Source organism: Rhizobium sp. CF122, assembly GCF_000282035.1.
In the GTDB taxonomy this organism is placed as follows: Bacteria; Pseudomonadota; Alphaproteobacteria; order Rhizobiales; family Rhizobiaceae; genus Rhizobium.
Genome location: NZ_AKKA01000072.1, coordinates 63,684 through 87,443 on the forward strand (window position 1 = coordinate 63,684; position 23,760 = coordinate 87,443).

Sequence of the window (23,760 nt, forward strand, 5' to 3'; positions counted from 1 at the left end):
TGTCATCCCTTGACGCCGCCGCTGGTCAGCCCGGAAATCAGGGCTCGTTGCATGACAAGACCAACCAGCACCGGGGGCAGGGCGGCAAGCACGCCGGCGGTTGCGATCAGTCCGTAATCGGAGACACGGCCACCGGCGAGGTCGGCAATGGCAACCGTGAGTGTCTTGGCGCGCTGGTCGGAGGTGAAGAGCAGCGCATAGAAGAACTCATCCCAGCCGAGCAGGAAGGCAAACAGCGCCGAGGTTGCGACGACCGGCATGGCGAGCGGCAGGGTGATGATTTTCCAAGTCTGGAGCAGACCCGCGCCGTCGATCATGGCTGCTGCTTCGATTTCCTTCGGGATGGAGTCAAAGCCGGACTTCATGAGCCATGTCGTGAAAGGGGCAAGGATCGTCAGATAGACGAGAGCGAGGCCGAAAACGTTGTTCAGCATGCCGAGATGGGCCAAGCCCATGTAGAGCGGCACGGCAAGGGCCACCGGCGGCAGCATATACGTGGCAATGACCATTGAAAGCGACCAGCCGACGGAAGGCGTCCGCGACACGGCCCAGCCGGCCGGAATGGCCAGCGCGATGGCTGCAATCGTTGCCATGCCTGCAACTTCGATGCTGTTTCTGAGCGACGAGGTGAAGGCCGCGCCAGCGCTGTTTTCGATGGTCGACAACAGAACGCCGTAACGCGAAAAATCAGCCGACTGCGGCCACCAGCGCAGCGGCTTGGCGGCAAGGTCGGCAGCCGGCGAGATGCTCATGATGAACAGCCACAGGATTGGTGCGAGAATGACGGCGGCAAGCAGCAACGCGCAAGCATAAATGAAGACTGAAAAGATCGGGCTCTTGCGTTCCATCAGCCAGCACTCCCTGCGGTCTTGCGCACCAGCGCGGCATAGGCGACGGCAAGCAGCGTCACCAGCAGTGTAACGATCAGTGCCAGCGAGGCGCCGGAGCCAGCGCGCTGGAAGGAGAACGCTTCCTGATAGACCAGGATCGATAGCGTCCTCGTGCTGTTGGCGGGACCGCCACGGGTCATCACCCAGATGATGTCGAAGACCTTGAAAGCCTCGATGGTGCGCAGGACCAGCGCCACCATCAACGGGCCGGCGAGATAAGGCAGGATCACGAAGCGAAAGCGGGCGAAGGGGCCGGCGCCGTCGACCAGCGAGGCAGCGGTGACGTCACGCGGCACTGCCTGCAAGGCAGCAAGCGCAATGAGCGCTACCAACGGGAAGTTCTTCCAGCAATCGGCAACGATCAGGGCGGCAAGCGCCGTGCCCGGTTCGCCGAGCCACGAGCGATAGGCGTCTATCAGGCCGATTTGCGTCAGCGCTGCGTTGAGCGCGCCGTATTCCGGATTGTAGATCAGCCGCCAGAGCGTCGCGTTCACCACCGTTGGCAGCGCCCAGGGAAGGATCATCAGCGCGCGCAACAGCGCGCGGCCGCGGAAATCCTGATTGAGGAGAAGGGCTGCAAGAACGCCGATCACCATTTCGGCGGCGACCGAAATGACCGCGAACCAAGTGGTCGTGATCAGGCTCTTCTGAAAATTCGAGCCGGAGACCAACTTCACGTAGTTATCGATGCCGACGAAGTTGCCGGCGGTGGCGACGAGCTTTGCGTCGGTGAAAGACAGCCCTACTGTGTCGACGAGCGGCCATCCGATGACGGCGATCATCACGACAAGCAGCGGCAACATCAAAAGCCACGCGCGCGTTGTCATCCAGGTGCCGGACATGAGGCGCCCTCTCAGTTCATCGGATTGTCAAAGGGGAGCCAGGCGGCACCAGGCCGCCTGGACGGTTATATCGCTTAGAGACCGCTGTTCTCTGCAGCCGACTTCAGGGCGTCTTCCGGCGAGGACTGGCCGAGCAGGGCTTCCTGGATCGCCTGCTGCAGGGCCGTCGAAAGTTCCTGATACTTCGGGGTCGTCGGGCGCGGATACATGGCGGCGAGACCGATCTTGGCTGCAGCAATCAGTTCCTCCTGGCCCTTGGTCACGGTCTGGTCCTCGTAGGAGGAGGCCCAAATCGGCAGGCTAAGCTTGGCGTACTGGTTCTGCGTCGCCTGCGAGGTCATGAAGGCGATGTACTTCCAAGCCTCATCCGGATGCTTGCTGGCGGTCGTGACGCCAAGACCCATCGAGCCGTTAACGGCCGACGCCTCGCTCTTGCCTGCCACGCCCGGAGCCGGGACGACGCCGACCTTGCCCGCGACCTTACTGTCCTTCGGATCGTTCGCCATGTTGTACATGTAGGTCCAGTTCAGCGCAAAAGCGGCATCGCCGTTCTGGAAGACCTTACGCACATCCTCTTCCAGGAATTCCTTGGAGTTCGGGTTGGTCAGGCCAGATTTGTAGCTGGACACCATGTAGTTCAGCGCGTCGAGGCCGCCGCCATTTTGGAAGTCCGGTTTGCCGTCCTTCAGGAAGTCGCCCTTGTAGGCGCTGACGAGCGTGGTGTAGTCGCAGATCGCGGCTTCGGCCTGCGACCAGCTCCAGGCGATCGGCGTTGCGAGAAGGCCCTTGTCCTTGATCGTCTTTGCCTGTTCGGTCAGCTCGTCCCATGTCTTCGGCGGGGCCTTGATGCCTGCCTTTTCGAGGATTTCCTTGTTATAGAACAGATACTTGGTGTCTAGGATCCACGGCATGCCGTAATACTTGCCGTCGTACTGAACCGTCGTCCATGCGCCAGGCAGAACGCCCTTCTTCATGTCGTCGGTGATACGCGAGGAGACGTCGACCAGCACCTTGTTGGTCGCGTATTCGGCCGGCCAGATGACGTCGAAGAGGACGACGTCATAACCGCCGCCAGAACCTTGGGCAAGCACCGTCTTGTCGTGCAGGCCCTCGTAGGGAACGAATTCGAGATTGACCTTGACGTCCGGGTTTGCCTTTGAGAAGCCATCCGTCATGGCACGGACATCGGCTTCGCTATAGGCGGCCTGAGCCATGAACAACGCATTGATCGTCGTTTCGGCAAAGGCGTGTGGCGCAAAAGATGCACCAATCAGTGCCGCTCCGAGCAGCGTCTTGTTTAAGGATTTCAACATTCCAGCCTCCAGTTTTTTGACATTCACCCAATTCCTGAGGGCGGCGGTCGTCGCCATCAGCTGTCGAAAAGGCGCCGGTGAGCCAGCTGCCAGATTCAGAGCGTCGTCAGAGCCGTTTTCTGGCTCTTCGCGTTCCCTGGAACTCTTTGGTTCCTTATTAAGTCAATTGTCTTGACTTATTACTTCTTCAATATTCTACTGCTGTCAAGAGGGAATTCAGGATGAACGACACGCGCCCGATACGGGCAAAGAGTGGCACCAATCATGAAGGCACCAGCGCCCATAACCGGCGTGTGATGATGGATGCCCTGAGGATGAACGGGGCGCTCTCGCGCGCTGATCTGGCGCGCGCCACGAAGCTCACCAAGCAGACCGTGTCGAACATTATCGACGAACTCGAACAGGAAGGGCTGGTCACCGCGCAGGAAGCCGTCCGCAAGGGCAGGGGCCAACCATCGACACCCTATCGGCTGGTGCCGGAAGGGGCGTTTGCGATCGGGCTACAGATTGATCGTCACGTAACCCGTGCCATCGCCGTCGATCTTGTCGGCAATGTGCTGACGCGAGCCGAGGCGAACCTGCCGCCCGATGGCCCGTCACGCGGTGCAGCGGTTATTCTCGAACTCATCGAGAAGGTTCGCCGCGATCTTGCTGGGCTTGTCGCGCAATCGGAGCGGCGGCTCGTTGGTCTGGGTGCGGCAATGCCCGGCCCGTTCGGTATCGAGGCGACCGGTGACGATCCCTGGATGATGGCGGCCTGGCAGAAATTTCCGCTGCTGGAAACGCTTGCGACGGGCACGGGGCTTGGCGTTCGTCTGCAAAACGACGCGGCTGCATGCGCCACGGCAGAGCGCATGGTTGGCGCCGCCCACGGGCTCGATCACGCCGTCTGCCTCTATCTCGGTTACGGTATCGGTGCCGGCCTGATCCTCGGCGGGGAACTCTACAGCGGTGCGCATGGCAATGCCGGCGAAATCGGCATGGCCCTGCTTTCGGCAAGCGGCAGCCCGACCCCACTCGAACATCGCGCTTCACTCGCCTCGCTCTACCAGCATCTGGCGATCGATCCCGCCGATCCAGGCGTCTACGCGATGGTGAACGAACTGGCGCTGAAGGATGATGCGAGGATTCAGAGCTGGATTGAAGAAGCCGTGATGGATCTGCGCTGGAGCGTGCACCTGATCGAATCGATCTTCGATCCGCAGACCGTGATCCTCTGCGGCGGTGCGCCGGAAGCCCTGGCGCGGCGTCTGGTCGAGGCAATGCACCCACTCCCACCGTCGATCGCCGATCGCCGAGACCGGCTCATTCCTCGCTTCCAGCTTGGAATGACCGACCCCTGGGCCGTCGCCCTTGGCGCAGCCGCCGACCCGATCAGCCGCGCCTTTGATCCGAGCTTTGCGGCTATTCTCAAGGATTCACTGTAAGGGCGTTACTGCCTATGGATCGGATCGATCCATGGCACGTCTTCCGGCTTTTCGACCGGTTCGATATCGAGATTGACGACAACCGGCTCCTGGCCGGACCGGATGACGACGCATTCTAGGGTCTCGTCGCGGCTGGCATTGATCTCCTGGTGGGGCACGTAAGGTGGCACATAGATGAAATCGCCGGGGCCGGCCTCTGCCGTGAATTCGAGATGGTTGCCCCAGCGCATGCGCGCCTTTCCCTTGACCACATAGATGATGCTTTCGAGATCGCCGTGGTGATGGGCGCCGGTCTTCGCATTCGCGTGGATGGTGACGGTGCCAGCCCATATCTTTTCGGCCCCGGCGCGCGCACGATTGATCGCCGTTGCCCGGTTCATTCCGGGTGTCTGCGCCGTATTGGGATCAAGTGAGTTGCCTGGAATGACCTTTACGCCATGCTCGCGCCAGTCGATCTGATCGTGATGATGATCCTGGGTCATTCATGCCTCCCTGAGGGTGGTCACCCTTTCAGATGATATCGCTAGGCCCTGCGAGCAGGAGTCAACAGGCGATTGGTCAAAGGCCTCGGATGCCGGCGATATCGTCCAGCTTACCACGCAGCCTGCGCTTGACCTCCTCGTCCTGCTCCTCCATGGCGGCAAGCAATTCGCGAAGCGTTCCGCGCAATCCATGAATCTGATCGATGAGATCCATAATGAGGTCGACGCCGGCGTCGTTGACACCCATATGCCGCGTCAGGTCGAGGATGAGCTGTGCCCGCGCAACGTCAGGGTCGCGAAAATCGCGGGCGCCGTTACGTGTCTGCGGCAGCAGCCATCCCTGCTCAACCCAGACCTCAAGCACCCTCACATCGATCTTCAGAAAACGGCGGAATTCAAGATCATCCATGGCTATTCTCCCATGCCCTTTCTCGGATCCTGCGCATCGCCTGCCGTCCAGCCGGTCATGAACTCGGTCAGCTGTTGATCGGGTGCGTCCGGCAGCACGATCTTCAGCGAGATGTAGATGTCTCCAGCGCTGCCGCCTTTCTTCGGAACGCCCTTGCCCTTCAGGCGCAAAACCTTCCCGGTGTTCGAATGCGACGGCAATGTGAGGTTGACGGGACCGGACGGCGTCGGCGCACGCACCTTGCCGCCGAGCACGGCCTCGCGCAGCGTGATCGGCAGATCGAAGCGAATGTCGTCGCCATCACGGACATAGAAGTGATGCGGACGCACGCGAATTTCCACGAGCGCATCTCCAGATGAGCCGCCGCCAATACCGGGCTCGCCTTTGCCTCGCAGCCTGAGCGTCTGGCCATCACGCGTTCCAGGCGGTATCTGCAGATCGAGCGCTGGCCCATCCGGCAAACGGATCTGTGTCTTCGTGCCGTTGACGGCATCGAGGAAATCCACCTCCATCGAGTAGTGGCGGTCCTGGCCTTGTGCGCGAAATTCTCCTCCTCGTGCGCGTCGCGAAAAGAAGCTCGAGAATATATCGTCACTGTCGCCGAAATCGGCAAAACCCGCACTGTTGTGGTAAGGATTGCCGGCGTTGGCGGCCGAGGCATAGTCGCGATAGTAGTGGCGCTGCGGCTGCTCGGCGCCGCTCATGTCGATCTCGCCGCGGTCGAAGCGCCCGCGCTTTTCTTCGTCGCTCAGCAGTTCGTAAGCAGCAGAAATCTCCTTGAAACGGTCCTCCGCCTTCTTGTCGCCGGGGTTAAGGTCGGGGTGAAGTTTCTTTGCGAGCTTGCGAAATGCGCTTTGAACGTCTTTTTGCGTGGCGTCCTTTTTCACGCCGAGAAGCTCGTACGGGTCGCGGCTCATACATATCTCCGGTTCAGTCGGCAAAAATCGCCGGCGTTTTGCGGCTATATAGGTTTCCCGACTTGCTCCGACGAGAGGTCCTATCCCTGCAAAGGATCTCAGTTGCGACGCAGATTGAGATCGCTTGTCACGACCTGCTGGCCGGACGCCGGATCCACGTCGACCGTTCGGATCCGGATCGCATTGGCGTCCACACGCTGGATCGTCATGCTGGCGCTGCGATCGCCATTGATTACCTTCGACCAGCGCACGGCGAGATTGATAGCATCGCCGCTGCGCGTTCCACGCAGGCCCGAAACGCCCCCTGCCGGGCCGATGTAACTGCCGGCATAGTGCGCGCCATTGACTTTGATGTTGGCGGAAACCGCTCGTGTGACGACGATCATCCCACGGCAAATTCCCTGCATCGAAAGCGCCTCGCCACTGGCCTGCGTCTTGAAATTGCAGTTGAGGTTGATCGGGGACGAGGATGTCGTGCGCTTCATCATGCCTCCTCCGGTCCAATCACCGACCAGCGATTGGAGGAAAGGCGCCTCATCGGCATATGCAGCGCCTGTCACCACTAAGAAGAGCAGGGTGACAGCAGCATGTCGGCAGCACTTCATGACGTCCTCCCCTGAAGATGATCAAGAATGCTTCAGAATGTTGAAAGTTCCCTCAGTGAGTAGCCAACCAAGATGTCCCAACGAGATACGCAAGTGCAAGGGATTTCTCTTGCCTGGAGCGCGTCGGACCCTCGGGATCGCAGGGACGTCATGCGACGAGGAAATTTGCTCGTCAGCCCTGCTAAGCTATCGCTCGTTATGCAGCGTCAGCCATAACAGCGCCAAAACGGCATCGTCGATCCTGTCCTCATCGATCTCCATGGACCGACGTTACCACGCGCGGCGCCCAAAATCCCGCGGCCCTCCTCGGATGGATACGCTGCACTGTCCGATCTTCTGATCGAAAGTCTCAAAGCTATCGAAGCGGGACACCAGAATGACAAGCGTTTGACGACAGGGAGAGGTGTTTTCTGAGGACGCCGGCAGTCACCGAACTAGACAAGCGCCGTTTTGCTGGAAGCTTGGGTAAGTGCCCTTGTTGGCCGCTATTTAATTGCAGGCAGATTTAGGGCATAGCGCGTGTACCGTCGCTCACCCGCACGCTTGAGTGCACCTTTTTCCACTAAATCATGAAGGTCGCGCGTGGCGGTCGCTCGGGAACTTCGGGTGATCGAGATATAGTTCTCAGCGCTTAATCCATCCTTGAAACCCATTGGGCATTCACGAAACATGCGAGCAATGACCTTCTCCTGCCGCTCGTTGAGCCGATCGCGAAAGCGGTCATAGAAATGCGCCTTGGCGATGAAGAAGGCCACACGCTCCAGGGTCGTCTGCTGTGCCTCGAGAACGGTTTCGGCAAAATAGACCAGCCAGTCGGTGATATCGAGCGTGCGCTGATGGCGTTCGAGCTGATCGTAATAAGCTTTGCGGCCGCGCTCGATCGTGTAGGCAAATGCAATCAGGCTCGGTTGGCCGATATTCTGCGCCAGTGATTTTTCCGCAAGCGCCCGGCCAATTCTGCCATTACCATCTTCAAATGGATGGATGCTTTCGAAATACAGATGACCCAATCCCGCTCGTGTCAGAGCGGGCAGGGGACTTTCACCGCTCGGCGCTGATCTGTTGAACCAGTCCATGAAAGCTTCCATTTCTGCCGGCACTTGCCTTGATGGTGGAGCCTCATAGTGAACGGCTGGCTGGTCGATACGGCCGGACACGATCTGCATGGCGTCGTCATGGGTCCGATATCTGCCGATCGTTTCAAGATAACGGTTTCCTGTCATCAGCATTCCATGCCAGCGAAACAGAGTTTCGTGATTGAGTGGGCCCGAACAGGTCTCGTACACATCGACCATCATTTCGGCGATCCCGCGCTCTTGCGGCTTTACGGGCCAGTTGTCAGCATCGAGACCGAATTGCCGGCGCAACGAGGATTGGACACTCAGTCGATCGAGCATTTCGCCTTCTATCTCCGAGGTTTTTACGGCCTCGTCGCTTAAAAGCTCGACAGACAGCAGATTGCGCTCCTCATCACGGATGTGACGGACAGCCCCGATCACTTCCCCAGAAGATAGAAGAAAACGATCTTCCAGTGTCTTGAGGTGAGCCTCGTCATAAATGAATTGAGGCCAAGCTTGCTGCGTCCAATTCCACTTCATGAGGTATAGACGTCCTTTCTATAACTCATGCTCCTGCAATTTGTGAGCGATAGCAACCGATTCTATCGCTCACAACCGGCACGATTTGGGACGGCGACATAGCGAGTTGGGCGCGCTTCACTGAACGGTTTGCCGCAGCGGTTTCACGCCCGTCAAAGTCACATCCGAGGGGTACTCCGTGCGGAGACGATTTCTCTCCAGAAAATGTCCCAGCAAGAGCCTGGGACGCGAACACGGATCTAGTGATTACCTTGCGTGACCTTCACGAATTCCAACCGACGTCAGCTGCCTTCAACCTGTCGAGTAGAGGTTTCGTGATAACGTTGAACAGCTTGGGATCGTCCAGGGCCCGCGCTGACAACATCGCGCCGTGCACTGTTGCCATGAATAACTGAGCTTCGTCAGCGGGCTTTTTGGTGAGCTGGAATGCGCCTTGGTCCGCCCCAGCCTTCAAAACGTCATTCAACCATTGAGCCAACCGCTGGAAATGCGCACGCACTCTCGCGGCTACCTCCTCTGGCAACATTGCCATCTCGCCGGCGAGCATGGCGCAGACGCAGATCGGTGCCGATGCGTCCTTGATACATTGCTGCCAGTAACCGAGATAAGCTTTCAGTCGCTCGAGCGGGTTGGGAAAGCTCTCGTCCAGGGCCTTGAGGCCCTCGGATGCTTGCCGACGATATCGATCAACGAGAACCACGACCAGCTCGCTCTTGGTCGGGAAATGATGATGGATGCTTGCCTTCCGGATTCCAATGGCACCCGAGATATCGGCATAGCTGAAGCCATTGTAGCCACCTCTCACGATGAGTGACTGCGCGATGTCCAATATCTTGTCCGAGGTCGAAGGCATTGTCTCCATGGCTGTTCCTACCTATTGGTAGGAAGGCTGTCAACGTTCTATAGGAAGTCTATAACTACTTGACAGAATTTTCAGGGCTACCTACTAGAAGGTAGGCAAAACGTAAACGGAGCCAGCTATGATCAGCCAACAATCCTCGCAGTCCAACTGGTTGCGATCCTATTACTACGTGCGTGCAGCCTTCTCGATCATCTGGGTGGCGGCCGCCATTCTCTACGCCGGCAACCCGATCTTGGCATCGGGATTGCTCGTAATCTACCCTGCATGGGATGCCGTTGCGAACCTTGTCGACGCCCGCACAAATGGCGGCTTCAAAGCGAACAGCTCGCAAACCCTCAACATCTTCGTCAGCACCGTTACGACGCTTACCGTGATCTTGGCCGCGACGAAAAGCACCAATGCCATTTTGGCCGTGTTTGGTGTTTGGGCCATTCTGTCCGGTGCACTCCAGCTGATGACCGGTGTGCGCCGGTGGCGCGGCTTTGGTGCGCAGTGGGCGATGATCCTGAGCGGAGGCCAGTCCTGCCTGGCTGGCGGGTTTATGATCACCCAATCGCTCGGTACCACGCCGCCTTCCATTCTCGACGTCGCCCCATATGCCGCCTTCGGTGCCTTCTACTTTCTGATTTCCGCGATCTGGTTGACGGTGTCAGCTCGCAGGAACGCCGAAGCTTGACGGGCAAGCCCGGCCATAGCCTATCGCTATCGTTGTACTTGCGCCCAAGCTAAAATTGTATCTATCTCTGCGAACCAACTTCTGAGCAAGGGGCGTTCATGTTGAGGTTCGCAGTTGCATTGTCATGGATGCTTGCTTGCGGCTTTAGCGCCCAAGCAAAAGACGTTACGATCGCAAGCTGGAACCTTGGCTGGCACATGGATTTGGCGACGGCCAACCAGTGGATTGACCTCTGCAGCAAGCGATATGTCAAAGATGCCACGGCTGATGTCTGGCGCGAGGGAAGCGGTCCGGATTCCAAACCCGGCTGGTTCGTCGACGCGTTCAAAATCGACGGATGGGATACGACGAGGTTTCCCGTTTGCGGCGTTTACCGAGATCGGGACAACAAGATTGTCTTCGTAAAACCTGCCGGATACCAAGAACGGCATAAAAGCCTTGCAAGATACGTCGCATCCTCGGTGCCCGCAGACATTATTGCCTTCCAAGAAGTCAACGGAGAGGATTCCATTCGGGAAATCCTTCCGGATCACGGCAATCAGTACGATTTCTGCGCGGTCGTTGGATACAAGGTTCAGCGTATCGTGATTGCGTGGAAGAAATCAGTGGGAACTAAGATCTCTTGTGCCATCGAGGACCCTGTAAGCCTTCCCGGCAATCCCGAAAGTGAGCGGCCTCGGCCCGGCCTGGCGCTCTCCCTCGACATCGACGGGACGACCGTCCGGATACTGTCCGTCCATTTGAAATCCAGATGCGTCTCGCCCTTCGAGAACGGCAGGCTAGCGTCGCCCGGAGATCATTGCCCTATACTGCAGCAGCAAGTCGAGCCGCTCGAAGCGTGGATCGAGCGCGAGACAGCTGACGATGCCAAAGTGGTCCTAATGGGCGACTTTAACAGAAACTTTTGGCATGAACTGCGTGATCTCTCGCCCGTCAGGACGGACGGTGGTTCGCCAGCATCACCACACATACCGGCTTCGCTCACCAATTCCCTGATCGAGGATCTAATTGACGGTGCGCCAGCCACCAGCGTGATGCGCCTACTCGACGAACACTGCGAGACGAGTGAGGTCGGCTCGCTGCTCTGCGATGTTAGCGAAAGCCGTCCGTTGGACCGCGAAGAGCGCGCTTTGCTCAGCGCGCCAGGATATCTTGGTTGCGGCAACCCGGTTGGCCTTGATCACATCCTTGTCGGGCGCGGGGTCAAAAATTCACAAGGTGCCAAGCATTTAAGCATCAGCGATCTCGGTAGCAGCATAGCGGGAACCAAACCTGATGGTAGCGATCAAAAGCTCGCCATTTCCGATCATTGCCCCATCGTGGCGCAGATATCTTACTGAGCCGACGGCTGTCGTCTCTGCGGGGGCACGTCAGCCTCAGACGTCGTCCGGCTGCCTTGCAATGAGCACAGCGGGCGGGTTGACATCGAGCGGATCGTGGCAGGGCAACAGTATATTGGATGCGTGAACTTACGCCTCCACTCAAGGGCGTAGCCGTACCATTTGCTCGCCGGTCTGGGCATCATAAAGGGCGAGATCGACCACGAAGTCACCCGACCTGCCAACGAGATCGAGGATCGTCGCCGCAAGGCGCACAGCACAGAGAGGATTGATCGCCAGATCCATCGTCTCGCTGCTAGAGAGGGCAAGGCGGGCGAGCAGGTCGCCTTTTTCCGTAGCGGCGAACATTCGGAAGCTATCGACTTCCAGATATGCGTCTGCATCGCCTTCACTTGATGGGAGTTGCGCGTCGAAGAGGCGGACCAACTCGTCCTTCTGTTCAGCCGACAACATTTGCTCCTCCTGAAAGCTCAGCAATGGGAACGGACAGCCCAGACCTGACGGCATCAATGAACGCTCGCAGCGCAGGAGCCATCTGCCGCTGCTGCGGGTAGCAGACAAACCAACCCGGGAACGGCGCGGACCAAGCTTCGAGGCAACTGATCAAGCGTCCCTGCGCAAGATAATCGGCTACCGTGTCCTCGACCGCAAATCCTATTCCCATCCCTTGAAGAGCAGCATTCACCGCCGTTTCCTTGTCGCTCACGATCAGGGGACCGTTGACGGCGACGCTGAACCATGCGTCGTTCTCGAAGAATTCCCAGGCATAAGGCGCCTGATGTCCAGGCCAGCGCCACCGTACGCATCGGTGGTGGACAAGATCACGCGGATGCTCGGGACGACCATGCCGGCGGAAGTAGTCAGGTGTCGCGATAGCCAGTTGGCGTAACTCAGGTCCCAGACGGACAGCGACCATATCTCGTTCAATGACCTCGCCGATCCTTAGCCCGACATCATAGCCTCGAGCGACGATGTCAACCGTCTCATCATCGATCGTGATGTCGAGCACGATGTCGGGATAGCGTTCGGCAAAGCTCGTGAGGATTGGTTCGATATGCTTCTGCGCCGCCGAGCGGAACGTGTGCACGCGGACAGTGCCCGCCGGTCGCTCGCCAGCAATTCTTGTCTGTGCCAGGGCTTCACCCAACTCGAACGCCGCGGGTCGAACGCGTCGGAACAGGTTCTCGCCAACCTCCGTCAGTGATACGTTCCTGGTCGTTCGGTGGAGGAGCCTCATTCCCACCCGTTCCTCAAAGCTGCGGATCATCTGGCTAAGTGCCGATGGCGACACACCGAGCACCTCTGCGGCGCGGCTGAAGCTCAGGTATTCGGCAACGGCGATGAAGGCGCGCATTTGATTGTAGTCGTTGCCCGCCGGAAGCTTGTCCACCAACATGTCTTGCATTGTTAAGTTTGCCTAACAAGGACATTCACTTTCCTGCGGATTATACAGCGCCAGGCGATGTGGCAAGTTCCTTCTTGTCGAAAGCGAAGGAGCATTTCATGACCACTTGGTTCATCACCGGCATTTCACGCGGCCTTGGGAAAGCACTGGCCGAGGCAGGGCTAGCAAGGGGCGATACTGTCATTGGCACGGTCCGCGGGACCGACCTGCCCATAGAACACGGTCTGGGTCGGTTGCACGTTCTTTCGGCCGACCTTAGCGACGGCGAGGCCGCGGAGGCTGTCACACGTCGGGCGTTTGAGATCGCGGGACAGATTGACGTTATCGTCAACAACGCGGGCTATGGCCTACTCGGCGCGCTCGAGATGGCAGCCAACGAGGATGTCGCAAGGCTTTTTGCGGTCGACGTCTTCGGGCCATTCCGCATTATCAAGGCAGCCCTACCGCACTTGCGAGCGCAGGGACGTGGTCATATCGTCAATGTCACCTCTATCGCAGGCCGCGCCCCTGGCGTCGGAACCGCCATGTATTCTGCCGCCAAAGCTGCCCTAGAAGGGATGTCGGCGGCCCTTGCGCTGGAGGTCGCGCCTTTCGGTATCAAAGTCACAGCGGTCGCCCCGGGTGCATTCCGCACGGATTTCCTATCGGGCCACTCAATCCGAAAGAGCGATGCCGCCGGTGAACCGTACGCGGAAACGGTCGGGAAGAGTTCAGCAGCCTTTGACGCTGCCCATGGCCGACAGGCCGGCGATCCGGTTCTCGCCGCGCGGGCAATCCTGGCTCTCGCGGACTCCGATAAGGCTCCGCTCCATCTCCTACTGGGAAGCGATGCTCTCCGGCGCGCGCGAAGCAAAATCGATCACGTCGCCGAGGAGATCGACGCATGGGAGACCATCACACGCAGCACTGATTTCGTGGACGCATAGGGCAGGCGGGTTGTTTCCGAGCCTCGGTGTTGTCAAGGTCGCTCGCCTCGGCAACACTCAACTGCAGGCTGGCCTCGATAATAGGGGCAATAATCTCGTCGCCCTGCTCTGGAGGCGGCTCGGCAAAGCGACAGCCAAAATGGGCGAGCGACTTCCGGCGAGGAAGACGTCGACCTGCGGGGGGAGGATGCAGCCGTCGTCGGCACCGTGAAGCTGCAGCAGGGGCACCGCGATCGGCTGAGACAGGCGGCGCGTCGCCCCAAGCATGCCGGGTCGCAGCATCGCCCGGTAGTACTTTAGAGGCGCGGGCATGCTCGCCCGCAGGTGCTCGTGTAGCTCCGCGTGGAGAGCAGGATCGAGCGAGAGGCCGGGCGACCACTGACGCCAGAGGCGGTCGATGAGGGCGAGATCGCGAGCGGTGACCATCCAGCCGCTTCCCGGCAGTTGAAAGCCACCCTGCGGCGCGTGAAAGGTGCCGTGTGGCAGGTCGAAGGTGACGTGTTCGAACTCCATGTGTGTCAGCCTTTTCCAAGAGCGGTCGGACGAGAGATGCTGATGCCGGCTTCGGTGTCTGTGGCTTTGGACATGTGCGTCTCCTCAGGCGCCGGGTGAACTGCGGGGGCAGCCGACCAGTCGGTTTTCGATGACACCGGCCCCGCAACCTTCAGAATCCGATAGCCCGCGGCAACCGGAGAAGGGAACCTGTGCTCAAACCAGCATCGACTGCTGGGCGGAGATACCCGCCGTCGCGCCGTGCGATGTTGCCAGGGTGACCGAGGCCATGAGGGGGTTGGCGAGGTCGCCGGCGGCGTAGATGCCGGGCATGCTGGTTTCGCGGCGCTCGTCGACCTTGAGGGCGATGCCCAAGGGCGTATCCACCGTGGCGAGACCCAGTGATTCATGCAGGCTTGCGGACGGCTTGTTGCGCGGATGGGCGAACAGGATGTCGACCGCGACATTGCGGTGGGTATCGAGATAGACGGTGGCGGTATGGCCCCCGTTATGAGCGATCTCGATGATCCGGCCGTCGACGACAGGTATGTTGCGGCGCGCCAGATCGGCCCGGATATCGGGTGGAATGTCGTGACCATCTGCGAAGACCGTTAACGTGTCGGTCCAATCATGGTACAGCCTGACATAATTGTGCGACTGCGGGCCGGACCAGACGAGGCCCCAATGCTGGCCGGCGACTTCAAAGCCGTCGCAGTAGGGGCAGGGCACGATGGACGTACCCCAATTTTCGGCAAAGCCCGGAACATCAGGCATCTGGTCGGCGACGCCATAGCTCAGGATCAGGCGGCGCGCCCCAAGGCTTTCGCCATCGCCAGTGAGGACGGAGAAATCGTCGATGGCGCCGGAGACGCTGTCGGCCCGGGCACTGACCAGCCTGATCGTGGGATAACGCGCCAGCTGCTGCCGCGCCTCGGCCAGGATGTCCAGCGGTGGCTTGTGATCGTGGCCGAGCAGACCATGCGAGTGGCCGGCGAAGCGATTGCGCGGCAGGCCGGTATCGAGAACGGTGACCTTGCGGCGAGCACGGCCGAGCTGCAGGGCGCCGGCGAGACCGGCAAAGCTGCCGCCGATGATGATGACGTCATCCATGGTGATAGGCTCCGTGTTGTGGATGGAGGGGGTTGGGCTGGGCCCGGCGCGAAATATCGTCCAGCAATACGCGCTCGAGACGGGTAGCGAGCAGGGCGTCGGCATCGACGAGAGAGTCGCCCATCACTGTTTTGGCCGGCCGGACAATGTCGCATTCGATATCGCCGGGCGGCCCGGGGAAACTTGATTTGGAGGACACCTACGCATTGGCTTGCACCTTTAAGATACTATATGGTATCGTAAGTCAAGAATTAGGATACTGTCAAGGACTGGATTTGTCGTGACCGAAAATAGCCAGGCCCGGCGCGGCCGGCCCGCCAACGAGGCGCTCGGCCAAACGATAGTCGACGCCGCGTGCGAACTCTTTGTGGAATTGGGTTTTCAAGCGACGACATTGGACAAGGTCGCCCAGCGAGCGAAGATATCGAAGCTCAGCATCTACAAGCACTTCGAGAACAAAGAGGCGCTGTTCGGCGCGGCCTTTGCGGCCCGCTGCCAGCAGTTAATACCACAGGCCCTCTTTAAAGGCGTCGACGGCTCGGCCGAAGATCAGCTCATGGCGGTGGGATCGTCGCTGCTTCGCACGCTGTCGCGCCCGGACGTCCGCAATGTCGAAGCCATGGTCATGGCCGACACGCCGAACCAAAAGTCGTTGAGCAAGCTCCATTACGAAGCCGGCCCTGCCCACATCATCGCCCAAATCGAGGCCCTGTTGCGTCAGTTGCACGCGAAGGGGGCTCTGAACGTGCCCGATCCTCTCCGGTCCGCCCGCTTGTTTGCCGCGCTTATCAAAGGATCCGATCTCCTGATTATCGCACGCTTCGATCAGGCGAGAGCAGAGGACGACAACGAAATCGAATCCTATTGCCGGTCGGCTGTCGCCATGTTCATCGCCGCGCACGGTGGCAACGACCACGCGGGCGGACAGCCTGGTTAAGAACGGATCAGAACAAGGATATGGCATGGCAGAGAAAAATGCTTATCAGGTAGCCGACTGGAATGGCCAAAGCGGGGAGCGCTGGGTCGCTTACCAGGCCCGGCTCGATGCCATGATGGCGGTGTTCGGCCAGGCCGCGATCGAAGCCGCCGCGCCCGTCACGGGCGAACGCGTGCTGGACGTCGGCTGCGGCGCGGGGACGTCTAGTCTGGATCTGGCCGCCCGCGTTGGCGCGGGGGGCCATGTGCTAGGCGTGGACATATCCGAACCGCTGATCGGCAGAGCGCGCGCGCTAGCGCCGCAGGATACGCCGGCCCTGTTCCAGGTGGCCGACGCCAGCAGCACCGAGTTGCCCGAGGGCGCGTTCGACATCCTGTTCTCGCGCTTTGGAGTGATGTTCTTTGACGATCCTACGGCGGCGTTCGCTCATATGCGCCTTGCGGTCCGGCCGGGCGGTCGGGTTGCTTTCGTTTGCTGGCGCAGCATGGCCGAGAACGATTGGGTGCGCTTGCCGATGGGCGCGATCAAGGGCATCGTCCCGCCGACGGCGCCGCCCGATCCCGAAGCGCCCGGCCCGTTCTCGTTTGGCGACAAAGGGCGAGTGGCCCGTATTCTAACGGGGGCTGGCTTCACCGGTGTCGCTATCGCGCCCTTCGATACCGCCATCCCATTCGGCAAGGGGGAGACGCGGGATGCGGCTCTCGACGACGCAATGAACATGACACTCGAGGTCGGCCCGCTGTCGCGCGCTCTCGCTGATCAGCCCGACGACATCCGGGCCCGCGCCTCGGCCGCGGTTCGTGCCGCCTTCGCGGGCTGCCCCGGTGAGCGGTCGGTGATGATCGACGGCGCGGCGTGGATCGTCACCGCGCGCAATCCGGCAAGCTGACAGGGATTAATACGCCCTCTTGCTGAGTGAGACACTTGAGCTTCCCAAATGACGATGAATCAGAATCACTGTTGCAAACGGGAGGTTCGCGATGGGAGCAGCGATTTCATTACGGGCGGATTTTGACGCGGAAGGTCTTCGGCGTCTGGCCCGCAAGAGCAAGCATGCGGCGCAGGCGCGTCGTCTTTTGGCGCTTGCCTTGATCTATGGCGGAGGCTCGCGCTCGGATGCAGCGCGTCTTGGCAATGTCACCCTTCAGATCGTGCGTGACTGGGTCTTGCGGTTCAATGCGAATGGCCCCGACGGGCTGATCGATGGCAAGGCTCCCGGACCCAAGTCACGCTTGAACGATGCGCAGCGGACGGCGCTGGCAAGGGCCATCGAACAGGGACCGACGCCCTATCTCGACGCTGTCGTGCGCTGGCGTCTGTGTGATCTGGCCCAGTGGCTCTGGGAGGCGTTTCGTGTGTCGGTGAGCGAACAGACGCTGAGCCGGGAGGTGCGTGCCATGGGCTACCGCAAGCTGGCAGCGCGACCGAAACATCATGCGCAGGACCCTCAAGCGAGTGAGGCGTTTAAAAAAACTTCCCCGCCGCAGTGGCAGAGATCGCAAACGGGGCGCCGCTCAAGGCAAGCGAATAGAAATCTGGTTTCAGGACGAGGCTCGGATCGGTCAAAAGAACAAGATCACCCGCCGCTGGGCAAAGCGGGGCTCAAGGCCGTCCGCGCCGCATGATCAGCGCACACGCTCAGCCTATATCTTCGGTGCCATCTGCCCCAAGCTCGGCAAGGCTGCCGCTCTCGTGATGCCCTGGTGTGATACTTACGCCATGAACCAACATCTTCCAGAAATATCCCATCATGTTGCCGATGACGCGCATGCCATCCTCGTCATGGACCAAGCGGGATGGCACATGTCCAACAATCTCGTCGTGCCGGACAACATCACGATCCTGCCCCTCCCGCCTAAATCGCCGGAGCTTAACCCCGCCGAAAATCTCTGGCTCTTCATGCGCGAGAACTGGCTGTCGAACCGCATCTTCAAATCCTACGACAATATCGTCGACCATTGCTGCGATGCCTGGCGCAAACTCGAAACCCAGCCTTGGCGCATCATGTCCATCGGGCGCAGAGACTGGGCAAATGCGTTCTGATCAATGAGGATGCGTATTAATTAGTCTCGTCTCTTGACGTTCACGGCAATGATGATGACGACTACGGCGATCGAATAGCCGTTTGGCCCATACTATGCAGTATGTTCCGTTGGCGAAGCGAAATGAGGTGAATATCGCTGCGATGTTCGGAAGCACACCATTCTATGAGGGTTTGCATGCGAGCGTAGAAGCAGGGATTGAGGCCGTACTGTGCTCGGCGAAGTTTCTTGCCCTCGATGCGTTTCACACGAAGAGCCGGTTCCGACAAGACGCGCGGCAAATGGAACCAGAGTGCAAGATATGGCGGAGGAGTTCGAATGGTTTCGAGAACGCTTCGCTGGGGAGATTGCGCTCTCGGCAGATCAACACCAGCCCATCTCAGTGTTGGCCAAGAACGCGTACGTAATAAGTTCCTGGCTGGGCTCTGCGGCGAGCACGTCTGATGATCCGCTTTTGCATGCGGTATTACGTTCGGCCTTCACCAGCAACGAGCTTCGGAGTATCCCCGTTGTCCGATGGCGGTTGATTGCACCGTGATGATAGAAGGAGGGTAGAGGCTTGCGCCAAGGAATATTGCCTTGGCCGAGGCGATAAGCGGTTTCTACCTTGTGGCATTTGCTTCATAATCCGGATATTTCCCACCTGGAGACAAAAGGAAGCTCAGTCATGGGTAAGCTGGTCCCGGTAGCGCTTGGCCTGATCACAAGCGCTCTCTTCAATATGCCAGCCCAGGCGTTTCCGGCAATCAGCCCACCCGGGATCAAACCACCGCAGCAGGTAGAATCCGTACAATGGCGTCATGGAGACAGCGGCCCCTACGGCGGTTACGTTGCGAGCGTCGGCGGCGCATTAACACAGCCGCACTACGGTCCGTACCTTGCAACATATTACGGCTCCTCTTACAGATATCAGCATCGGCCGTATGGCTATTATAGGCCGTACCACGAATATGAACCGTCGGTCGCCTATGAGGGTGGGAGCCATGTGAGTTGGTGCTTTGCGCGCTATCGTACGTACAGAGCATTCGACAATACTTTCCAGCCCTACTATGGACCCCGTCTCCAATGTGTCGGACCCTATAAATGGCGCTAACGCTAGCCTGCTCGGGGCCATTACGATCTCACTCGAGCCACCTCAGAATTGCCGTAGCGCCAAATGCTGCGCCAAACCGTGCTCGTGCCGTCCGACAGACACAGGAGGGACCGGGTCAAGCGGAACAGCGGTCGCTTCAAGAAGACGACGATTGTCGCGCTCGCTCGCAAGCGGCTCGTCGCGCTGTGGAAATACGTCAATGCAGGCGACTTGCCAAGGGAAGCTACGCCAAAACGGGCCTTGGCGGTTTAGGACCGCCGTTCGCCCGGACGGCCGCACACTGGTTTGCGCCGAAAGCTGGGCGAAACGGCTGACATCGTTTGACGTCGCCGCCGACGGGAAACTCTCGAATCGAAGGGTTTGGGCCGATCTTGTCGGGCCGCCCGATGGTATATGTTTCGACACTGAAGGCGCGATCTGGTACGCCGACGTACCCAATGCCTGCTGCCGCAGGGTTCGTGAAGGAGGGGAGCTACTCGATGAAGTGAAGCTCGATCGCGGCGCATTCGCCTGCATGCTGGGCGGACCTGATCGAACCACCCTATACGTAACTGCCGCCAAATGGTTCGGGATGGACAAGATGGACCAGATGGGCGGAACTGGCCAGGTCTTGTCCGTCGAGGTCGAGACGGCTGGGGCGGGATGGCCTCACGGCTAGTCGGCATCTAGCCGCATCGGGACACAAGATCGGATCCTGGGGCGGCAAAGGGACGCGAGAAGCTACGAGCCTGGGACCCATTGGTTCCAATAACTGGGACTTTAATGTTCCTGGAACCATCCTGCAGCGTCAAAGGGGCAAACGGTGTTCGAGGCGTTCGCATCGCGCGTGGCGGTATCTCTTTCGATGCAAGATTTCGGCATGGACGATGGCCATTTTCTCCACGGCCCGGAATCTCAGCACCCTGTCTACGTGGGAGATATTGGCGCAGCAACCGATTTTGGTGTTTTCATTCGAATCGCGCTGCCAGGGTGATCGAGGATCGCAGAAGTAGATCTAAATGTCAGCGGCCATTGCCAGTCGCTGGCTTTGTGTCGGGTGACAGGGTCACCTGAAAAATAGACCCTATATGGTATAATCAGATCATCATATTCTCTATGAGGTATAGGGTGCTCAGGTTCGCTTAGAACACTCGCTTTCGAATTCTTTGGTCAGTGCCAGCGTTTGGGCCCTTGCGATCAACGTCTTGGCATAGTCTTCCGGCATCGGCATGTCCTGCAAGAGATTTCGCCACTCATCTGCGGCTTGCTCCACGACGTGCCTGACTTCTTTCGTTGCCCTTTTCTCAGGTACACCGCACAGCGACGCCGCTCTCTGGAAGCGCTGACTGGTGATGATGTGGCTGTCGTGCGTGCCGCGAAACCGCAACGCCATTTTGTCCGACGGGTCGTAAACGACGCTCGCGACGATATCGTAGGCAGGACTTAACTGGCCTTCGGATGGCGTCGGGTACCACAGCGACCAGTTCTTGGTATGCGCATCGGTGTTGCCCATCAGAATGTTGGCTGCGACGCGACGGACCGATTGCAAAAATGCCTGTGTCCCGCCGCCCAATCGGGTGGCGATGGCCATGATCGTCTCTTCGTTCGCTGCCGAATATTTGCGGTCTGGCTGGTCACCCAACACCTGCAGGAAGTCCTCCATATGGACGCGCCTTCCACCCTCCTGCCGGTCGAAGCGCTTTACCGCCAGCGCCAGGTCGCCGCCTTTCAGCAGACCCGCCTCGACGCCCACCAGATCGGAGATCGAAACCAGCTCGAAGTCCGGTACCTCTACACCGACAGCCTTGGCCAGCATCATAGACGAATACTCGACTTCCGGCAGGCTCCGGTACCGCTCGCTCGGCAGCTTGGCAATGAGGTCACCTATTCCACCAATGGCCGGAATCGTCAGGCGTTGGTCCTGCTTCTGCATTGACATCTTGAGCTGCACACCAGCTAGAGAAAAGCGAATTCCAGAGGACGTCGTCGATGGCTCGGTAGGCAAGGTTACGGGCAATGGGTTGGCTTCCTCACCTCGTACAAGGACCGCGCCCGGGAGGTCGCCACCCAACCAACGGAGAACGTCGAAATCGGTGGTCGAGCCGGTCGGCATGCCGCGCAGTACCAGGTCCTTCAACGCGCCTTCTGGAAGCAGGTTGGCGAACCAGGGATGAATGTCCCTGCCAGGTTTGCGCATTGAGCCATCGCGCAGCAACGCGACCGTCTGATCTTCGTCTCCGTAGCGGAGGAGGGACGAACTGAGGATCGGCCTATACTGCCCCAGTTCGATATAGGCTTCGTCGATATCGAAGCGCACGATGCCACTCTCGTCGCGCACGAGTGAGCCGACGCGCACCTCGTGCGCACCAGCGGCCAGATAAACGCCAAGGAGGTCAAATTTGCTCATGCATTCGGCCCGTGATCATCGTCATCACCATCATCATTGGCGTCGGGGATGAACAGTTCGTCCCGGACGCTCTTCACTGGCTCCGGAACCTGCTGATGATCGCGATGCAGGTGTTGTTGCACCACGTTGCGCACCGAGCCGATGACCCTTCGCGGGATTATGACGATCTCAGCATCGAGGGCTGCGCAGACAGAGCGCAGGGTTGCTAGCTCGACGTTGGCGGTACCGGTTTCGATGCCAGAAATCGTAGCTTGCTTTGTACCCGCAAGATCGGCCAAGGATGCCTGAGACATCTTTTTCGATTTACGCAGCTCCCGCACAGTCTGAGCCAAATCCATCGTAATAAACACTTTAAAGGTATAGTCGTGAATATTTATACCTTAAACGGACATAACACGCAAGCGTCGATAACAAGCATTGTCGGCCAACTACACCAACGCAGACGAGCCGTTTTGAGCTTCTAGCCGTGACGTCCTGGAAGTTGCGGCTTCGAAGTCCTAATAGCCCGACCAAGGCATATTGACGATCACGCCGCAGAACCGCGCTTTTCCAACCGTGGGTCCTGGCTTATCATAAGCGTTCAGCTTGCGGGCCAATGCCCGAGAGTTCGAGCGACGCCTACAAGGAAGCGTAGTCGATGAATGAAAAATCGGTCTTGTGCTACGCCCGGAAATGACAACCCGTCTGTAAGTATATGACTCCGACTGGCGTCTGGTGGCTGGCGGCGGCAGGTACTATGGCTACGCTGGCTTCCGGGTTAAGCGACGGCCAAATATTGCATCAATGCCAGGGGCACCTAGTAGATGGCACCGGTTCAGGCCACATCACGATGCGTTGTCGAGCGCGTCCCGCTGCTCGAGCAACTGCTTGTATAGTGCCTGCTGCTCTTCAAGGCGCTCCTGAATTAAGTCGTCATCCGACGCGCCGCTGACACCGGGAGCCTGCTCGATGAGGGTCCTGATGTGCTCGCTGACTTCGGCAATTCTGGCCTCGAGATCTTCTCGTTCTGTGGAGGCAGCCATCGATGCTATCCTTTCGATGATGATCATCTGCACAAGCGGTGGCACGTATTGTCGATTTCGATGCCAAGCGCTGGCCATGGGGCGCGGCTCTAACGCCGCGCGCCACGAGGTGGCGGTTAGACGAGGTCGAAACGGTCCTCTAGCCGCTCAGACGAGGGCGAAGCGGAGAAAAGCAGTATCGCCAAAAGCAATTTCAATATCCCCAGGCGTGACGAGTTCGATCGCGCCGCACAGCGTGCCCGTTGTGATGAGCGCCCCGGCCTTGAGCGACGTGTTCCGCCGCAGGCCATCGTTGGCGTAGTCCAAAAGCCATGTCAGCACGTCACCCTTCGGATGTTGAGCTGGCGCGTCAAAGATAGGCTGGCCGTTGAACGTTATCTTGAGCGGCGTGCCGCTTGCCCCATCGATGGCCGACTTTTCCACCCTAGGACCGAGCACATAGCCGCTATTTCCAAGCCGATCGGCCAGGAATAGCAGGAACGAGATCTTGCCGCTCTCCTCGACCGCGCTCGCCAGAAGTTCCGCGCCGAGATGAACAGCGTCGATCGTATCGACGATGTCGGCGCGGCTGTAGCTGCCCTCGCGGCGGATCGGCAGGTCGCGACCGAGGCGCACAGCGATCTCTGCCTCGAACTTTGTGCCTCGCTGCCAGGGAATCCGCGCTCCAGAGTCGGCTTGCACATAGGGATGCAGTGGCGCGGTCACGGCCTGCCCATCGGGCGAGACGGTCACTTTCCAGGCATTGCTTTCGATAGCCTCATCGGCGACAAGAAAATTCTGCGCGTCCATTGCGTGCCTGAGATCGGCAGGCAGCGCAAATTCCGCCGTCGGCGCCTGGCTTTGTGAACGGCGCAGGCCGTGTAGTTTTGCTGCAAGTGTACGCGGATCAAAGGGTGCGGCGGCTGAAGCTGCCATAAGGTCTCCTCCATTTTTCTTTGAGTCGCGAGCCTATAGCTAACGCTAAGATGGAGCGAGGGGTCGCGATG

General features: G+C 59.3%; 27 protein-coding genes and 3 pseudogenes. 12 read left to right on the forward strand and 18 right to left on the reverse strand.

The window, feature by feature from the left end:
- Window positions 1-2: 2 nt before the first annotated feature.
- The 3 genes from PMI09_RS15395 to PMI09_RS15405 all read right to left on the reverse strand — a co-directional run bounded on the left by PMI09_RS15395 (window position 3) and on the right by PMI09_RS15405 (window position 3,045).
- Entirely contained in the window at window positions 3-848 is an 846-nt protein-coding gene (locus PMI09_RS15395; RefSeq protein WP_007795753.1) for a carbohydrate ABC transporter permease, read from the reverse strand.
- On the reverse strand, window positions 848-1,732 hold the full coding sequence (locus tag PMI09_RS15400) for a carbohydrate ABC transporter permease (RefSeq protein WP_007795756.1): 885 nt from the start codon (window positions 1,730-1,732) through the stop codon (window positions 848-850). Before PMI09_RS15400 ends, PMI09_RS15395 begins: the two co-directional genes overlap by 1 nt.
- A gap of 74 nt (window positions 1,733-1,806) precedes the next feature.
- Window positions 1,807-3,045, reverse strand: coding sequence for an extracellular solute-binding protein (locus PMI09_RS15405; protein WP_007795761.1), 1,239 nt, complete (start codon window positions 3,043-3,045; stop codon window positions 1,807-1,809).
- Between the two features lie 221 nt (window positions 3,046-3,266).
- Between PMI09_RS15405 and PMI09_RS15410 the strand changes: the two genes are divergently transcribed.
- Window positions 3,267-4,472, forward strand: coding sequence for an ROK family transcriptional regulator (locus PMI09_RS15410; protein ID WP_007795763.1), 1,206 nt, complete (start codon window positions 3,267-3,269; stop codon window positions 4,470-4,472).
- 5 nt (window positions 4,473-4,477) lie between these two features.
- On the opposite strand, the gene PMI09_RS15415 is transcribed toward PMI09_RS15410, so the two are convergent.
- From PMI09_RS15415 to PMI09_RS15440, 7 genes and pseudogenes are all read right to left on the reverse strand, one after another.
- The gene (locus PMI09_RS15415; RefSeq protein WP_007795766.1) at window positions 4,478-4,954 is read right to left on the reverse strand and encodes a cupin domain-containing protein; all 477 of its coding nucleotides are present in this window, start codon (window positions 4,952-4,954) and stop codon (window positions 4,478-4,480) included.
- A gap of 76 nt (window positions 4,955-5,030) precedes the next feature.
- The gene (locus PMI09_RS15420; RefSeq protein WP_007795768.1) at window positions 5,031-5,363 is read right to left on the reverse strand and encodes a chaperone modulator CbpM; all 333 of its coding nucleotides are present in this window, start codon (window positions 5,361-5,363) and stop codon (window positions 5,031-5,033) included.
- A gap of 2 nt (window positions 5,364-5,365) precedes the next feature.
- On the reverse strand, window positions 5,366-6,280 hold the full coding sequence (locus PMI09_RS15425) for a DnaJ C-terminal domain-containing protein (RefSeq protein WP_007795769.1): 915 nt from the start codon (window positions 6,278-6,280) through the stop codon (window positions 5,366-5,368).
- A 98-nt stretch (window positions 6,281-6,378) separates the two neighbouring features.
- A complete protein-coding gene (locus PMI09_RS15430) occupies window positions 6,379-6,765 on the reverse strand; it encodes a hypothetical protein (protein ID WP_244423773.1) in 387 nt (128 codons plus the stop codon).
- A gap of 309 nt (window positions 6,766-7,074) precedes the next feature.
- Window positions 7,075-7,146, reverse strand: a pseudogene (locus tag PMI09_RS32820) (DUF6429 family protein); the annotation flags it as partial.
- Window positions 7,147-7,370: 224 nt separating this feature from the next.
- Entirely contained in the window at window positions 7,371-8,483 is a 1,113-nt protein-coding gene (locus tag PMI09_RS15435) for a Fic family protein (RefSeq protein WP_007795776.1), read from the reverse strand.
- Window positions 8,484-8,745: 262 nt separating this feature from the next.
- Window positions 8,746-9,345: a TetR/AcrR family transcriptional regulator gene (locus tag PMI09_RS15440; RefSeq protein ID WP_007795778.1), complete on the reverse strand. Its 600-nt coding sequence runs from the start codon at window positions 9,343-9,345 to the stop codon at window positions 8,746-8,748.
- 118 nt (window positions 9,346-9,463) lie between these two features.
- Here PMI09_RS15440 and PMI09_RS15445 point away from each other — a divergent pair, with 118 nt between their 5' ends.
- On the forward strand, window positions 9,464-10,021 hold the full coding sequence (locus PMI09_RS15445; protein WP_007795784.1) for a DUF308 domain-containing protein: 558 nt from the start codon (window positions 9,464-9,466) through the stop codon (window positions 10,019-10,021).
- Window positions 10,022-10,119: 98 nt separating this feature from the next.
- A complete protein-coding gene (locus PMI09_RS15450; RefSeq protein WP_007795789.1) occupies window positions 10,120-11,361 on the forward strand; it encodes an endonuclease/exonuclease/phosphatase family protein in 1,242 nt (413 codons plus the stop codon).
- 141 nt (window positions 11,362-11,502) lie between these two features.
- Here PMI09_RS15450 and PMI09_RS15455 read toward each other — a convergent pair whose 3' ends face one another.
- Window positions 11,503-11,814, reverse strand: a complete 312-nt coding sequence (locus PMI09_RS15455) for a hypothetical protein (RefSeq protein ID WP_007795792.1) — start codon at window positions 11,812-11,814, stop codon at window positions 11,503-11,505.
- Window positions 11,801-12,766 (reverse strand): LysR family transcriptional regulator, encoded by a 966-nt coding sequence (locus PMI09_RS15460; protein WP_007795794.1) that lies wholly within the window; start codon window positions 12,764-12,766, stop codon window positions 11,801-11,803. The genes PMI09_RS15455 and PMI09_RS15460 overlap by 14 nt, the downstream gene beginning before the upstream one ends.
- Before the next feature lie 98 nt (window positions 12,767-12,864).
- Between PMI09_RS15460 and PMI09_RS15465 the strand changes: the two genes are divergently transcribed.
- A complete protein-coding gene (locus PMI09_RS15465; RefSeq protein WP_007795797.1) occupies window positions 12,865-13,692 on the forward strand; it encodes an SDR family NAD(P)-dependent oxidoreductase in 828 nt (275 codons plus the stop codon).
- A 57-nt stretch (window positions 13,693-13,749) separates the two neighbouring features.
- Here the strand turns inward: PMI09_RS15465 and PMI09_RS31845 are convergent, their stop codons facing one another.
- Window positions 13,750-14,205 carry a hypothetical protein gene (locus PMI09_RS31845; protein ID WP_007795799.1) on the reverse strand — a complete coding sequence of 152 codons (456 nt, stop codon included), beginning with the start codon at window positions 14,203-14,205 and terminating at the stop codon, window positions 13,750-13,752.
- 195 nt (window positions 14,206-14,400) lie between these two features.
- Window positions 14,401-15,294: an NAD(P)/FAD-dependent oxidoreductase gene (locus PMI09_RS15475; protein WP_007795802.1), complete on the reverse strand. Its 894-nt coding sequence runs from the start codon at window positions 15,292-15,294 to the stop codon at window positions 14,401-14,403.
- Between PMI09_RS15475 and PMI09_RS31380 the strand changes: the two genes are divergently transcribed.
- The 8 genes and pseudogenes from PMI09_RS31380 to PMI09_RS31590 all read left to right on the forward strand — a co-directional run bounded on the left by PMI09_RS31380 (window position 15,293) and on the right by PMI09_RS31590 (window position 20,339).
- Entirely contained in the window at window positions 15,293-15,481 is a 189-nt protein-coding gene (locus tag PMI09_RS31380) for a hypothetical protein (RefSeq protein WP_037083209.1), read from the forward strand. The genes PMI09_RS15475 and PMI09_RS31380 overlap by 2 nt on opposite strands.
- A gap of 93 nt (window positions 15,482-15,574) precedes the next feature.
- The gene (locus tag PMI09_RS15485; protein WP_007795806.1) at window positions 15,575-16,231 is read left to right on the forward strand and encodes a TetR/AcrR family transcriptional regulator; all 657 of its coding nucleotides are present in this window, start codon (window positions 15,575-15,577) and stop codon (window positions 16,229-16,231) included.
- A 25-nt stretch (window positions 16,232-16,256) separates the two neighbouring features.
- Window positions 16,257-17,120, forward strand: coding sequence for a class I SAM-dependent methyltransferase (locus PMI09_RS15490; RefSeq protein ID WP_007795811.1), 864 nt, complete (start codon window positions 16,257-16,259; stop codon window positions 17,118-17,120).
- 91 nt (window positions 17,121-17,211) lie between these two features.
- Window positions 17,212-18,274 (forward strand): IS630 family transposase gene (locus PMI09_RS30430; protein ID WP_244423774.1). Its coding sequence is split into 2 segments (ribosomal slippage): window positions 17,212-17,744 and window positions 17,743-18,274, totalling 1,065 coding nucleotides; the frame shifts between segments, so codons are not numbered across the junction.
- Between the two features lie 666 nt (window positions 18,275-18,940).
- Complete coding sequence (locus tag PMI09_RS30435) at window positions 18,941-19,366, forward strand: BA14K family protein (protein WP_007795822.1); 426 nt, start codon at window positions 18,941-18,943, stop codon at window positions 19,364-19,366.
- 105 nt (window positions 19,367-19,471) lie between these two features.
- Window positions 19,472-19,618 (forward strand): annotated as a pseudogene (locus PMI09_RS32230) (IS110 family transposase); the annotation flags it as partial.
- Between the two features lie 4 nt (window positions 19,619-19,622).
- Window positions 19,623-20,024: pseudogene (locus PMI09_RS15510) on the forward strand (SMP-30/gluconolactonase/LRE family protein); the annotation flags it as partial.
- Window positions 20,025-20,168: 144 nt separating this feature from the next.
- Window positions 20,169-20,339, forward strand: coding sequence for a hypothetical protein (locus PMI09_RS31590; RefSeq protein WP_162130397.1), 171 nt, complete (start codon window positions 20,169-20,171; stop codon window positions 20,337-20,339).
- Window positions 20,340-20,477: 138 nt separating this feature from the next.
- On the opposite strand, the gene PMI09_RS15515 is transcribed toward PMI09_RS31590, so the two are convergent.
- The 4 genes from PMI09_RS15515 to PMI09_RS15530 all read right to left on the reverse strand — a co-directional run bounded on the left by PMI09_RS15515 (window position 20,478) and on the right by PMI09_RS15530 (window position 23,689).
- Window positions 20,478-21,752, reverse strand: a complete 1,275-nt coding sequence (locus tag PMI09_RS15515; protein WP_007795828.1) for a type II toxin-antitoxin system HipA family toxin — start codon at window positions 21,750-21,752, stop codon at window positions 20,478-20,480.
- Entirely contained in the window at window positions 21,749-22,090 is a 342-nt protein-coding gene (locus PMI09_RS15520; protein WP_007795830.1) for a helix-turn-helix domain-containing protein, read from the reverse strand. Before PMI09_RS15520 ends, PMI09_RS15515 begins: the two co-directional genes overlap by 4 nt.
- Before the next feature lie 486 nt (window positions 22,091-22,576).
- Window positions 22,577-22,774 (reverse strand): hypothetical protein, encoded by a 198-nt coding sequence (locus PMI09_RS15525; RefSeq protein WP_007795834.1) that lies wholly within the window; start codon window positions 22,772-22,774, stop codon window positions 22,577-22,579.
- Between the two features lie 147 nt (window positions 22,775-22,921).
- Window positions 22,922-23,689: a fumarylacetoacetate hydrolase family protein gene (locus tag PMI09_RS15530; protein WP_007795836.1), complete on the reverse strand. Its 768-nt coding sequence runs from the start codon at window positions 23,687-23,689 to the stop codon at window positions 22,922-22,924.
- Window positions 23,690-23,760: the final 71 nt, after the last annotated feature.

Coding starts and splice junctions, on each gene's coding strand:
- PMI09_RS15395 (WP_007795753.1), bottom strand. CDS start 848: ATGGAACGCAAGAGCCCGATCTTTTCAGTCTTCATTTATGCTTGCGCG.
- PMI09_RS15400 (WP_007795756.1), bottom strand. CDS start 1,732: ATGTCCGGCACCTGGATGACAACGCGCGCGTGGCTTTTGATGTTGCCG.
- PMI09_RS15405 (WP_007795761.1), bottom strand. CDS start 3,045: ATGTTGAAATCCTTAAACAAGACGCTGCTCGGAGCGGCACTGATTGGT.
- PMI09_RS15410 (WP_007795763.1), top strand. CDS start 3,267: ATGAACGACACGCGCCCGATACGGGCAAAGAGTGGCACCAATCATGAA.
- PMI09_RS15415 (WP_007795766.1), bottom strand. CDS start 4,954: ATGACCCAGGATCATCATCACGATCAGATCGACTGGCGCGAGCATGGC.
- PMI09_RS15420 (WP_007795768.1), bottom strand. CDS start 5,363: ATGGATGATCTTGAATTCCGCCGTTTTCTGAAGATCGATGTGAGGGTG.
- PMI09_RS15425 (WP_007795769.1), bottom strand. CDS start 6,280: ATGAGCCGCGACCCGTACGAGCTTCTCGGCGTGAAAAAGGACGCCACG.
- PMI09_RS15430 (WP_244423773.1), bottom strand. CDS start 6,765: ATGAAGCGCACGACATCCTCGTCCCCGATCAACCTCAACTGCAATTTC.
- PMI09_RS15435 (WP_007795776.1), bottom strand. CDS start 8,483: ATGAAGTGGAATTGGACGCAGCAAGCTTGGCCTCAATTCATTTATGAC.
- PMI09_RS15440 (WP_007795778.1), bottom strand. CDS start 9,345: ATGGAGACAATGCCTTCGACCTCGGACAAGATATTGGACATCGCGCAG.
- PMI09_RS15445 (WP_007795784.1), top strand. CDS start 9,464: ATGATCAGCCAACAATCCTCGCAGTCCAACTGGTTGCGATCCTATTAC.
- PMI09_RS15450 (WP_007795789.1), top strand. CDS start 10,120: ATGTTGAGGTTCGCAGTTGCATTGTCATGGATGCTTGCTTGCGGCTTT.
- PMI09_RS15455 (WP_007795792.1), bottom strand. CDS start 11,814: ATGTTGTCGGCTGAACAGAAGGACGAGTTGGTCCGCCTCTTCGACGCG.
- PMI09_RS15460 (WP_007795794.1), bottom strand. CDS start 12,766: ATGCAAGACATGTTGGTGGACAAGCTTCCGGCGGGCAACGACTACAAT.
- PMI09_RS15465 (WP_007795797.1), top strand. CDS start 12,865: ATGACCACTTGGTTCATCACCGGCATTTCACGCGGCCTTGGGAAAGCA.
- PMI09_RS31845 (WP_007795799.1), bottom strand. CDS start 14,205: ATGGAGTTCGAACACGTCACCTTCGACCTGCCACACGGCACCTTTCAC.
- PMI09_RS31380 (WP_037083209.1), top strand. CDS start 15,293: ATGGTGATAGGCTCCGTGTTGTGGATGGAGGGGGTTGGGCTGGGCCCG.
- PMI09_RS15475 (WP_007795802.1), bottom strand. CDS start 15,294: ATGGATGACGTCATCATCATCGGCGGCAGCTTTGCCGGTCTCGCCGGC.
- PMI09_RS15490 (WP_007795811.1), top strand. CDS start 16,257: ATGGCAGAGAAAAATGCTTATCAGGTAGCCGACTGGAATGGCCAAAGC.
- PMI09_RS30435 (WP_007795822.1), top strand. CDS start 18,941: ATGGGTAAGCTGGTCCCGGTAGCGCTTGGCCTGATCACAAGCGCTCTC.
- PMI09_RS15515 (WP_007795828.1), bottom strand. CDS start 21,752: ATGAGCAAATTTGACCTCCTTGGCGTTTATCTGGCCGCTGGTGCGCAC.
- PMI09_RS15520 (WP_007795830.1), bottom strand. CDS start 22,090: ATGGATTTGGCTCAGACTGTGCGGGAGCTGCGTAAATCGAAAAAGATG.
- PMI09_RS15525 (WP_007795834.1), bottom strand. CDS start 22,774: ATGGCTGCCTCCACAGAACGAGAAGATCTCGAGGCCAGAATTGCCGAA.
- PMI09_RS15530 (WP_007795836.1), bottom strand. CDS start 23,689: ATGGCAGCTTCAGCCGCCGCACCCTTTGATCCGCGTACACTTGCAGCA.